9 protein-coding genes are annotated in these 12,799 nt (G+C 38.4%); 3 read left to right on the top strand and 6 right to left on the bottom strand.

What is annotated here, in order from left to right; all coding sequences use genetic code 11:
- Positions 1-23: 23 nt before the first annotated feature.
- From CGICJO_RS03690 to CGICJO_RS03665, 6 genes are all read right to left on the bottom strand, one after another.
- On the bottom strand, positions 24-536 hold the full coding sequence (locus tag CGICJO_RS03690; protein ID WP_486499686.1) for a hypothetical protein: 513 nt from the start codon (positions 534-536) through the stop codon (positions 24-26).
- Between the two features lie 488 nt (positions 537-1,024).
- On the bottom strand, positions 1,025-2,389 hold the full coding sequence (locus CGICJO_RS03685) for an NCS2 family permease (RefSeq protein ID WP_486499685.1): 1,365 nt from the start codon (positions 2,387-2,389) through the stop codon (positions 1,025-1,027).
- A 266-nt stretch (positions 2,390-2,655) separates the two neighbouring features.
- The gene (locus tag CGICJO_RS03680) at positions 2,656-3,588 is read right to left on the bottom strand and encodes a bifunctional riboflavin kinase/FAD synthetase (RefSeq protein ID WP_486499684.1); all 933 of its coding nucleotides are present in this window, start codon (positions 3,586-3,588) and stop codon (positions 2,656-2,658) included.
- Between the two features lie 28 nt (positions 3,589-3,616).
- On the bottom strand, positions 3,617-4,162 hold the full coding sequence (locus CGICJO_RS03675) for an NUDIX domain-containing protein (protein ID WP_486499683.1): 546 nt from the start codon (positions 4,160-4,162) through the stop codon (positions 3,617-3,619).
- A 257-nt stretch (positions 4,163-4,419) separates the two neighbouring features.
- A complete protein-coding gene (gene asnB, locus CGICJO_RS03670; RefSeq protein ID WP_486499682.1) occupies positions 4,420-6,258 on the bottom strand; it encodes an asparagine synthase (glutamine-hydrolyzing) in 1,839 nt (612 codons plus the stop codon).
- Positions 6,259-7,065: 807 nt separating this feature from the next.
- Complete coding sequence (locus CGICJO_RS03665) at positions 7,066-7,584, bottom strand: hypothetical protein (protein WP_486499681.1); 519 nt, start codon at positions 7,582-7,584, stop codon at positions 7,066-7,068.
- Between the two features lie 519 nt (positions 7,585-8,103).
- Between CGICJO_RS03665 and CGICJO_RS03660 the strand changes: the two genes are divergently transcribed.
- The 3 genes from CGICJO_RS03660 to CGICJO_RS03650 all read left to right on the top strand — a co-directional run bounded on the left by CGICJO_RS03660 (position 8,104) and on the right by CGICJO_RS03650 (position 12,769).
- Entirely contained in the window at positions 8,104-9,474 is a 1,371-nt protein-coding gene (locus CGICJO_RS03660; protein ID WP_486499680.1) for a sodium-dependent transporter, read from the top strand.
- Positions 9,475-10,021: 547 nt separating this feature from the next.
- Positions 10,022-10,858: a hypothetical protein gene (locus tag CGICJO_RS03655; RefSeq protein WP_486499679.1), complete on the top strand. Its 837-nt coding sequence runs from the start codon at positions 10,022-10,024 to the stop codon at positions 10,856-10,858.
- The gene (locus tag CGICJO_RS03650) at positions 10,859-12,769 is read left to right on the top strand and encodes a hypothetical protein (RefSeq protein WP_486499678.1); all 1,911 of its coding nucleotides are present in this window, start codon (positions 10,859-10,861) and stop codon (positions 12,767-12,769) included.
- Positions 12,770-12,799 lie beyond the last annotated feature (30 nt).

Genomic DNA, 12,799 nt, shown 5'->3' with positions numbered 1-12,799 from the left:
TTCAGTTTTGAAGCCGCTGTTTTTTAATTATGGAAATATACTGTTTTCTCATTTACCTCGGAGAATATGTTCTGTAAAAATATATTGAACATATATCCCTTGTCCACATCCTCCTGGGTGGAATAAACGTAAAATTCTGTGTCGCCGTTTTCAGTGGTTCTCTCTCCCCACCTGAAATAAAGCTGGGGATTTTCAGTAATGCAGTTTTCCTTTATGTCGAAAACATAAGATGAAACACATACCTTTTGACCTGTAAAAACGGTAACCTCTTTGTTTTCGTTTATAATGTAGATGCTCTCGCCCTCATTTTTTCCTGAAAGGGCGTCTTTTATGAAGTTTTCAATTTCCTTAATCTGTGCGTCGTTTGACTTTGAATTGATTACAATAAAACCGTCCTTCTCCGCATTTTCAATGTTGTAGTCCGTTGGAAGAGAATCAAGCTTTTCCGGAGTCATTTTTTCCGAACAGCCGGAAGCAAAAAATCCCAGCGCAAAAACCGCCAAAAGAATAATCAAAACATTTTTAGTCTTTTTCATAAAACACCACCTCTTTCATAAATAATAAAATGTTTTTATATATATTATTTTCTTTATTATACCATATCAGTTTTTAAAATAAAATATTTTTATAAAAAATAAGTTTGTTTTATAATAAATCGTTGGTGTGGTGTAAATTTATAGTTCCGCAAAAGAAAAAAACAGCCACGGTCAAAACAACCGTGGCTGTAACAATTCAAATATAAATAAAACGCAACCGAGAGCGAACCATTCCCAAAATTAAGGAAAACGTCTCGCCCGACCTGTGCAGGTGTTTATTTTTTATATTTTTACCTTGCAGGTCGGAAATAAAAGACTCGCCCGACCTGTAACGGAAGTCAATTTTTATATCCGCCCTTTGCACGCCAGAAATAAAAATAATCAACCCTAACCGAGAGCGAACCACTCCAAAGATTTTGTGGAACGTCTCGCCCGCCTTGAAACGATGTTTATTCTAAGGACAAGGTTTTGCAAGGCGGAAATAAAAGTTAATTCCAGCCCATTACGAGCATGAAGATTCTGAGAGCGAAGAGTGCACCGGCAACGTACATAACCGGGTGAATTTCCTTGTACTTGCCCTGGAAAAGTCTGATGATAACCCATGCAAGGATACCGAACATGATGCCGTTTGCAATTGAGCTTGTGAAAGGCATCATGATGATTGCCAAAAATCCGCCAGCCATGTCAGCAGCGTCGCTTGTCAAATCCATGTCCTTTACAGAGGACATCATGAGAAGTCCTACGAAAACAAGTGCAGGAGCTGTAGCAAAGCTTGGGATTGCAAGGAATATCGGTGAGAAGAAGAGAGCAAGGATAAATCCGATTGCGGAAACAACTGCTGTAAGACCTGTTCTTCCGCCCTCTGCAACACCGGCAGTGGACTCAACATAGCTTGTAACTGTTGATGTACCCAAAACTGCACCGGCAACTGTACCGATAGCGTCGCTCATGAGTGCTCTACCTGCCTTTGGAAGATTGCCGTCCTTATCAAGAAGATTTCCCTTTGAGGCAACGCCAACCAAAGTTCCTACTGTGTCGAAAAGGTCAACAAAGAGGAAAGCAAAAACAATAATTGCAAACTGAAGAACATTCTGAGTCATAAATTCAAAATTAAATTTAAAGAATGTAGGTGCAAGGCTTGGAGGGAGAATATTCTCCACGCTGAAATTAGGAATAAGTGAAGGATTTACAGTTACATCGTACCATCCTGTAAGCTGTGCGCCTATTCCCAAAAGCCATGTAACTATAATTCCGATAAGGATTGCACCTTTAACCTTGTAGTGTGTGAGAATTGCGATAATAAGGAAACCTACCAAAGCCAAAACAACCTGAGGAGTTGACATTTTACCCATGCCAACCAAGTTGCTTGCATCGTCTGCAACAATTCCTGCACCTTTAAGTCCTACAATAGCTATGAAAAGACCGATACCTGTTGTAATACCAAGCTTGAGGTTTTTTGGAATTGAGTTAACCAGTGATTCACGGAACTTGAAAATTGAAAGGATAATAAATATAATACCCTCTACGAGAATAGCGGTGAGAGCAACCTGCCAAGGTTCTGTTATGCCCTGCTCTGCAAGCATTGGACATACTGAATATGCAAAGTAAGCGTTAAGACCCATACCGGAAGCAAGTGCAACCGGATAGTTTGCCAAAAATGCCATCAAAAGTGTGGCAAATGCAGCGGAAACCGCTGTGGCTGTGAAAACCGCACCCTGATCCATTCCTGCTGCTGCCAGCATACCAGGGTTTACTGCAAGAATATAAGCCATAGCAAGAAATGTGGTAATACCTGCAATGACTTCTGTTCTTACGTCGGTTCCGTGTTCTTTCAGTCTGAAAATTTTTTCCATCTTGAACATTCCTCCGAGTAATATTTTTCTAAAGGATGACGTTTTAAAGTAAAATATCAGCCCTATTAGTCACAGAGCTGATTGTTTTCACTTTATTTTTTAAATTACGTCACCAATCGTACACTTTAATATTAACAGCACACAAAAGGAATGTCAATTATTTTTTGATGTTTTAATCCGTTAAACTTCAAATTATATCAAGATTTTTCAAGATACAAAGAAGATTTCAAATGAGATTTTTACAAAATTTATCGGTTGCTAAAAGGTTATTTTTTCTTTGAATTAAATACGCTTTTAAAAATTTTCTGAGCCTGTATTCCGTTTTGGAAAATCTCAGCTTTCAAACGGTCAAGGTTTTCAAATTTTTTCTCCGGTCTTATGAAGTCCAGCAAAAGGGTTTCCGCCTTTTCCCCGTAAATATCTCCGCTGAAATTTATTATCCAGGTTTCATACAGGGGGATTTTTGAACCAACCGTTGGTTTTACTCCCACATTGGTAACTCCGCAGTAGGTTTTTCCCTTTACCGTAACCGCCGAAGCGTAAACTCCGAATTTCGGCAGAACTCCTCCCGGCGGAACCTGCTGATTTATTGTAGGGGTTCCCATTGTTCTTCCGATTTTATTTCCGGCAACAATGGTCTGTGACACTCCGAAATATCTGCCCAGCATTTTTGAGGCGGTCAAAACATCGCCCTTTCTTATACATTCCCTTATGCGTGTGGAGCTTACCGGCTGTCCCTCAAAATTTTCCGCAGGAACTACAACCGGTTCTATTCCGTATTTGGGGCAGTTCTCAAAAAGGAAATCCTTGTTTCCCTCTGCGTTTTTGCCGAAGCGGTAATTTTCACCGAAGAAAATCTTTTTTGCATTGAGCTTTTCAAAAAGTATTTTTTCCACAAAATCAGAGGCTGACATATCCCTTACGGAATTAAAGTCAACGGCATACAAAACCTTTACGCCCAGCTTTTCCATAATAACAGCCTTATCGGAATTTGTGGTCAAAAGTCCCGGGCTTCTTTCCTTGATTTTTGCCGAGGGCATATCCAAAAAGGTAAAAACCGTTGGCACAAGTCCCTGCTTTTTACAGTTTACCGCCTGTGAAATTACCTTTTGGTGTCCCAAATGAACCCCATCAAAAAATCCCAGAGCTACAGCAGTGGGATTTTTTTCTTTATTTTCAAAAGTTTTGATTATTTTCATTATACCAACCTTTTTAATAATCCTTAAATCAAATCTTTCCTGATTTTAAAAGGAGAGCCGTTTTCAAAACTCCAATCTGAGTTTTTGCGTCCGGAATTTCGTTATTGAGAACCATCTCAACAGCCTTATCAAGAGGTATTCTTTCAAAGTTCAAGAACTCGTCCTCGTCCAGGTGCTGGTTTCCGAAAGACTCAACACGGCAGCAGTAAAGATGAATAATCTCGGTGCAGTATCCCGGTGTTGGGTAAATTTTTCCCAAAGACATATAGTTATAACCGGTAGCGCCTGTTTCCTCCATAAGCTCACGCTTGCCGTTTTCAAGGGGATTTTGTCCCTTTTCAAGCTTTCCGGCAGGAAGCTCCAGTGTTATCTCCTTATAGGGATAACGGAACTGTCTTACGAACAGCAGCTCGTTTTCATCTGTCAGCGCAGCAATGCTTACGCCGCCGGGATGAGCCACAATTTCTCTTTTTGCCGGTCCTCCGTTTGGCAGTTCAATGTCGTCAACAAAAACATGAATAATTTTTCCGTCATAAATTTCCGTTGTACCGACTCTCTTTTCTTCCAAATTCATCTTTTATTACCTCCTTTTATTTTTATATCCGACCTGCAAAGGGAGGATATAAAAATTGACTTCCGTTACAGGTCGGGCGAGTTTTTTATTTCCGACCTGCAAGGTAAAAATATAAAAAATAAACACCTGCACAGGTCGGGCGAGACGTTCGCTTTATTACTTGCAATAGCTCGCTCTCATTTAACTTTATTTTTGTTCTATTTAATCCGTCCATACGGCGGTGTTTTATTTTTTATAACTATTTATGATTATAAAAATTATTTCTCATCCTCGCCGAAATAAATCTTATACCATACAAGGAAAATATAAATTGTCCAAACCTTACGGCTGTTATCCTCTTTGCCGCTGTAGTGCTCGTCAAGCCATGCAATAAGCTGTTCCGGCTTAAAGAATTTCTTTGAAATGTCGCTGTTGAACATATCCTTAACCACGTTGTAGTACTTCTCATCACGAAGCCATACTCTTGTTGGAACAGGAAAACCTAACTTCTCTTTTTCCGCTGTTTCCTCAGGCATATGACGCTGGGCAGCTTTTCTCATGGCATATTTTGTATTGTGCTTATTAACTCTCAGTCTTGTTGGAAGCTTTGAAGCAACCTTGAAAACTTCCTTATCAAGGAAAGGAACTCTAAGCTCCAAGGAGTTTGCCATACTCATTCTATCGGCTTTAAGGAGAATATCTCCCACCATCCAAAGATTTATGTCAAGGTACTGCATCTTTGTAACGTCGTCGTAGTCCTTAACTCTATCGTAAAATTTCTTTGTGATATCCTGAGGACGTGTAGCGATTGACGGGTCTTTCAAAATCTCCTGCTTTTCCTTCATATTGTACATGAAAGCGTTTCCGATAAATCTTTCCTCCAGCGGGTGGGTGGCTCTCATAAGATAGTCACGTCCCTTTATATCCGGAAGCTTTGAAACAAGCTTATAAATTCCTCTTCTCACGCAGTAAGGAACTATTGTCTGATAAACCTTAAACACACGTGGGTCGTTATAAACTGTATATCCGCCGAACAGCTCGTCTGCGCCCTCTCCGGAAAGTACAACCTTTACATACTCGGAAGCAAGCTTCGATACAAAGTACAAAGCGATACATGACGGGTCAGCAAGTGGCTGATCCATATGATACTGAACCTTTGGAACTGCGTCCCAGAACTCCTCGCTTCCGATAATCTTTGTATGGTGTTCAACGCCTATTTTCTCGCTGAGTCTCTGTGCCCAGCTTATCTCGTTGTATTTAAGACCGAAGTCAAAACCAACTGTAAAGGTTTTCTGGTCTGCAAAATATGTGGAAACATAGCTTGAGTCAACGCCGCTGGAAAGGAAGCATCCAACCTCAACGTCTGCAATCTTATGAGCATTAACGGAATTTTCAAAAACCTTTTCAATCTCGTCAACAGCCTGTTCCTCTGTAAGGCTTTCGTCCGGGTTAAATCTTGCTTCAAAATATCTTGTGGTTTCCACCTTGCCGTCCCTATACCACATATAGTGACCGGGAAGCAGGCAGTAAACGCCCTCAAAGAATGTTTCCGGCGGAACTGCATACTGGAAAGAAAGATATGTATCCAGCGCTCTTGTATTGAATTTCTTAACAAATTTCGGGTGGCAGAGAATACTCTTTATTTCAGAGCCGTAAACCAACTCGCCGTCAATAAGTGTATAGTGCATTGGCTTTATTCCGAAGAAGTCCCTTGCAATAAACACACTTCCATCCTTTTTATTATAGATAGCGAAACCGAACATACCTCTAAGCTTATTCAAAAGGTCTGTTCCCCACTCTTCAAAACCGTGGATAAGTGTTTCACTGTCTGTTTCTGTATAGAACTTATGGCCTGCTTCTATAAGCTCTTTTCTCAAATCACGGTAATTATAAATTTCTCCGTTAAATGTAAGTACAAGACTTTTATCTTCATTATAAATAGGCTGGCTTCCTGCCTCAAGGTCTATAATGCTCAGACGGCGGAAACCCATTGAAATTCTATCGTCCAGAAAAAATCCGTCAGAATCCGGACCTCTATGTGTGATAACTTCCGTCATCTTATGTATTGTTTCGTTACGGTCAATAACTTCTCCTGTAAATCCGCAAATTCCGCACATACACTATTCTTCTCCTTTTTTATTTTATAACCGCCTTGCAAAGGTTTAGCTTAGAAATGAACGTCAGCACAAGGCGGGCGAGTCTTTTAGTTCCGCCTTGCAAGACTTTAGCTTGGAAATGAACATCATTTCAAGGCGGGCGAGACCTTTTCCGCAGTCTTTGGAATGGCTCGCTCTCAATCAAGTTTTGTTTTTTATCTCAGACAAGGAAAGGTTAAGCTTAAAATTAGCTCACGTTTTCCGTCGGGCGAGTCTTTTAGTTCCGCCTTGCAAGACTTTAGCTTGGAAATGAACATCATTTCAAGGCGGGCGAGACCTTTTCCGCAGTCTTTGGAATGGCTCGCTCTCAATCAAGTTTTGTTTTTTATCTCAGACAAGGAAAGGTTAAGCTTAAAATTAGCTCACGTTTTCCGTCGGGCGAGTCTTTTAGTTCCGCCTTGCAAGACTTTAGCTTGGAAATAAACATCATCACAAGGCGGGCGAAGCCTTTTCCACAATTTTGGGAATGGTTTGCTCTCATTTAGCTTTATATTTTATATATTTATTTTAACTATATATACTTATTAGAAGTATATCACACCCCCACACCCTTTGCAATATTATTTTTTATTTTTCTTTTATGGAATAATTATTTATTAAATCAATTCATTCCGCCCCTGCGGTTTTGTTTTATTTTTATTAAACGTCATAATAAAAATGGCTATGCCGCAAACTTAAATACGACATAGCCATTGTAATTTCAAAAACCAAGGTCTCACCCGACCTGTGCAGACGTTAATTTAAAAGCTAAACCTTTGCAGGTCGGAACTAAAGAATGTTATTTTTATATTCCTCTACGGCTTCTATTTTCTCTCCGCCGTTTTCCAGATAGAGGTTATAAATCCCGTCAAAAAGCTTTCCCTCCGGGTCTTTCCAAAAGGTTCTGTTAGAAGGCAAATTACCAAACGTACTAACACGCACGTTTCCATCAACGGAAATAACAATATCATAGACAACATCATTTTCATATTCCGCATCTCCATACACCTTAAATATAAAGCACAAATCAGGCATGAATTGGGATTCCGGCGCCTTTTTCAGTTCAACATCTGATAAAAGCAAGCTTCTCAACTCCTCTTGAGGCAATTCAATTTCATGTCTACCGGACTCTGCTCCCGATGTAAGTTGGAAAAAATACATCTCCCCCATATCACCGTTTTCCAAAGCGGGACATTCCTTTTTAAGGGTGGAATTAGAGGTGACACTCCATACAACAAAAATCACTGCGGCAATCATAACAACGGCAACGCCGAAAATTACATATTTTTTCTTTGGTTTTTTCTCCATAAAGCTCAACCCCTTTTTTAATTTTTTATTACACCTAAATTATACCACATTTAATCATTATATACAATTTATTTTTATTTTTTTTGTTATAACTTTATCGTGTTATTTTGTGCATAATAACAAACACTCTGTAACAATATATAAAAATAACATAAATTATTATACAAAATAACAAAACAGAATAACTACACAACAAACAATCCGAAAGCGAGCCATTTCAAAGACGGAAAAACAAAAGTTCATTGAGAGCGAACCATTCCAAAAACTAAGAAAAACGTCTCGCCCGACCTGCGCAGGTGTCAATTTAAAAGCTAAACCCTGGCAGGTCGGATATAAAAAAATTGCATATCGGAAATAAAAAATAAGGGTTGTAAAATAAGGAGGGTTATAGTATAATGAGTTTTTGTCGGGTTAAATTGTTAAAATTTAAACCATTGAAGTGCTAAAGCGTGGGATTTCTTTAACATTGCAATATTTTTGTAAGAAAAAATCCCAAAAAAATCTAATGGGGGTGCTTTTGTGTCATCAAAAAATAACAAGGGTGCAGGTAACACTCTTGTGCACAAAAACGGCAGTTTCTCAAGCTCTATAGGATTTGTAATAGCCTGCGTTGGCTCGGCTGTAGGTTTGGGAAACATTTGGATGTTCCCGTACCGTCTGGGACAATACGGAGGAGCGGCGTTCTTAATTCCGTACATTCTTTTCGTAGCTCTTTTCGGCTATGTGGGACTTTCCGCAGAATTCGGAATCGGCAGACTTTCCGGAACAGGAACCTTAGGTTCTTACGAAAGATGCTGGTCTGAAAGAAAAGTAAACAAACACAATTTAGGCAAAGTGGGCAAGGTTCTGGGCTGGATACCGCTTTTTGGTTCCCTGGGAATCGCCATAGGTTATTCGGTAATTATCGGCTGGGTACTTCGCTTTTTGGCAGGTTCTGTAACAGGCAAGCTTTTTGAAAGCGGTCAAACCTCAGAGTATTTCTCACAGGCAACCGGTGAGTTCGGCAGTGTGCCGTGGCACGCAGCTGTAATTATCATAACAATGATAATCCTTATTTTCGGCGCAGTTAAGTACATAGAGCGTGTAAACAAAATAATGATGCCTGTATTCTTTGTTTTGTTTGCAATAATTGCTGTAAGAGTTGCTTTTCTTCCGGGCGCTGTAGACGGATATAAATTCCTGTTTATCCCTGACTGGTCAAAGCTTTTAGAGGTTGACACCTGGGTTATGGCTATGGGACAGGCATTCTTCTCACTTTCAATCACCGGTTCAGGTATGATAGTTTACGGTTCATACCTCAGCAAAAAAGAGGACATCACAAAGGCTTCAGTCCGCACTGCATTTTTCGACACTGTAGCGGCTATGCTTTCCGCTCTGGCAATTATGCCGGCAGTGTTCGCATTCGGAATTGAGCCAAAGTCAGGCCCGCCTCTCATGTTCATCACAATTCCGGGAATTTTCAACCAGATGCCTATGGGCAGACTGTTTGCGGTTTTGTTCTTCCTTTCAGTTGCATTCGCAGGAATCACTTCCCTTGTAAATATGTTTGAAGCAGTTGTTGAAAGCTGGCAGCACAAATTAAAGCTCAACAGAAAAGTAGCTGTTGCTCTCTGTGCAGCTATAGCATTTGCAGTTGGCATATTTATCGAGGAGGAAGGCAAGCTTGGCTCATGGATGGACTTCATCACAATCATTGTTGTTCCATTCGGCGCAGTTTTGGGAGCATTCTCAATTTACTACATTCTCGGACTTGACAAAATTCTCAAAGAGCTTAACATAGGCAGAAGCAAGCCGCTCAAAAAGATTTTCGGATGGCTGGGAAAATACTTCTATGTGCCTATAACAATTCTTGTTTTTGTTCTGGGAATTGTTTACGGCGGCATAGGCTGATAAATGCTTTCTTGGAAAACATATCCCAACGAATAAGTCAGATGTATCTGATAAAATTATCCCCACCCCTAATTCGCTATTTCAAGTATTGTAATTCGACATGATAGAAAAAATAAAAGAGGTGGGGATTTTTTAGTAATTTTTTTATTAAAAGATATTGCAAAGCGTACTTTAATGTGTTAGAATAGAATAAATTGTATTTGATTTTATATATTGTATGCTCTGCGTGATTTTGTTCCTGTTTTTTGGGGTAAACAGGAACAATTCTGCATAACACACGCATAAAATATATAATAGTTTTAATATTTTGCGGAGTATATAATACTGCAAAAAACATATTTACGTTTCTATCTTAGGTGTATGTGGTATTATATATTTTGAAAGCTGGGTGATAATTTTGTTTGGTCAGCTCATAATAATAGTAGTATGCCTTATTTTTGGGGGAGTCGGCGTACGTTATTACTTCCGTCATAAACGAGAAGAAGGAAAATATACAAAGTGCTTGTTCGCGGTTTCTGTTTCGTGTATTTGTTTCGGCATAGCGGTTATGTTCGCTTTGAATTTGATGTACTTCTTGAATTTATTCAGCTTTTCTTCGGACCTTGACGATAATGGTGGATTTTCAATAGTAGTCGCCTTTTTGACCTTTATGGCGGCTTTTTTAATTGCTGTAATCCAGATGCTTAAACAAACCAAAGAAAGTTTTGAAGCAAAGAAGCAGGCGTTTAATGAAAAAATCGGCGATGTGGTTCAAAAAACAAAGGATAAAATCAGTATATACAACTACTTAAACAATGACCTCGATTGCTTTACGAAAGACGTACACGATATTTTTAATCGCTGCGACAATGAAAAATATTTCGTAATAAGTATGGGTACGGAATACTTTCTTTCCTATCATAATTTGTCAATAACCAAGGTTCAGATAACAAATTCGGAAGAGAGCAATGATAAAAGACCATGTATTATTGGCAATGACTGCGTTAAAGTAAAGAACGGGAATATATATATACTGGTTAATACAGAAGAAGCGAAAAAATGTATATTTGAAGCAATAATGCAGTTTCTGAACTATTTTACCAGAAACAATGTGTGTTTTGGAATAGAGGTATTTTTTAGCGAAATTGCTGACCCGCCTGACACCTCCCAAAGCAATTTCATTCAGAAATATCACTTAAGCAAAAATAAAAACAGAGTTTTTTCTGCGTCGGTTCGGTTCGATGTACAGATGATTTCCCTCAGGGGAAAACCTGAAGACAGTTTGATTGTTATGGACGGTCTTTGCGAAGGCAAGATAATAAACAAGACCATACATAAAATCACATTTTCCGAGCTGCCGCAAACAAACGAAAATCAACAAAAATTTACGGGACAGGTGTTATAGATGCTCATAGATGCAGTAAAGGGGAACAGTGAGAGCAGCAAAAAAATCTTTTTGAGAAATTGTTACATTTCATATTTAAAATATCAAGATAAAAAGAGAGTTGCCGAAAACTTTGAAGCTCTGTATAATTTCTACAGGGCTGTTTACGTTTCAAAAAATTATCAGAGTAAAATCATGATCACAAGGCGTTCTTATGTGCTTTTTAAGATCATGGAAAAAGCACTGGAAGATGAAAATTATAAAAAAAGCGGAAATTTTTACACCAGCAATTTCATAAGCCAGATTTCAAACACAAATGGTACAGGTAGCAAAACGATTCTTATTATGGATGACATAGTGATAAACGGACGCACTATGCAAAAATACTATGATAAGCTTAAGAAGCTATTAGAGGTAAAGTACAATTGGAATTGCAAAAATATAAACATAAAACTTCACGCTTTTTTGATTAACGAGGACGCTAAATGCCTGAATAATATCAAAGATCACTTTATAAATTATGAAGATGAGGTAAAAGTAAGCGAAGCCTGCTGGAGATCTGTTTCAGATGAGCTGAATCTGTTTATTGCGGTCACAAATATCGGATATACATCTTATGTTGATACCGTAAATATTCAGTTTAAGGACATTGATAAAATATGTGAGCTTATTAACAGAGACTCAGACTATACCCGGCAGACAAATACCCTGTTTAATAGAATAGATTTAAAAAGTTATATAAAAGAGCTTACAGCCTCTGATTTTCAGGTATTTCCTGAATTTTACAAATTATTAAAAAGGCTGGGCATTGTTCCATTTCTCAGATTGTATTTCAGAACAGAAATGATCCCGGGCTCAAACGATAACGAAGATGCCTCTTTAAATAATAACGCGGCGGTAATACCTTTTGCCTATTTGCCGTCCATAAAAAAATCAGAGTTTGTTTCCTATTCTGATGTTATACTGTCTTTTTTGGAAAAATATACACAAATAAGTAAGAGTATACGTTTAAATATAAAGGATATTGTTGACAATATCAATGATAAGCCGGATGAAGAGTATATCTATTTGTACGAGTGGTTTACCTTTATAATCAGCAAGCTGATCGAAACGGTTTTGAAGCGCAGCTGCATTCTTTTTGATAAAGATGAAACAGATGAACCTGTTCCCGGTATTGAATGTATCGAAACTTTCAACGAAACATACGTTGAAAGTATTGATTTTAATGACGAAAGCTCAGCATTTGAACATGAGTATTACTATAAGGCGCTGAAGAAATCAGAATTAGAACAATCAAGTGAGAAGGAATGCGTTTCTAAACTCAAGGAAACAAGAGAGAATTGTAAGAATGACAAAGATAATATTTCGATTGAACAATGTCTGAGGAAAGCTCTGCCAGAATATTTAAGCGAGATAAGAAAAATCGACGAGTTGAGAGCGCAGAATATGGAAGAAAGGTTAAAAGGACTCAGAGCGGACGATGTTTATTATATTTATAATACTGAACTGCCGATGGAAACCATAATAAAGGTGTTTATAAACAGCTGGGACTGCGGAGACGGTTCGGGCGCTCCTAAAATTTTTGAATATAATAATAATGAGAAAATTATTTCCACATCCATTATTAACGGAGAACAGATATACAGATATATATTTGACAAATATCCACTGGAAAGCTATGACTTCCGGCTGTTTTACTTTAACAGCATAAGGCGCGGCTATACAGATTTGAAAAAGTTTGCTGAACATATGGATAAAGAATCGAAGGGAAGTCACCATACAAAATTTCTTAATTATTTTCAAGATTCTTTCAGCGAAGTTGCGCCTCAAGACTTGGTAGCAGGAATCAGTTCCGCATATGCGGTTAACAAAAACGATCCTCATCTGAAAAAAAATTTTGAAGAAATTATGAAATATATCGGTATCTATTGATAGCACAAGGAGGATTAAAGGGCATAGAGG

The organism is Candidatus Limousia pullorum, assembly GCF_057405065.1.
Note: the sequence above shows the minus strand (reverse complement) of the source record. Positions and strands in the feature narration are given on the sequence as shown.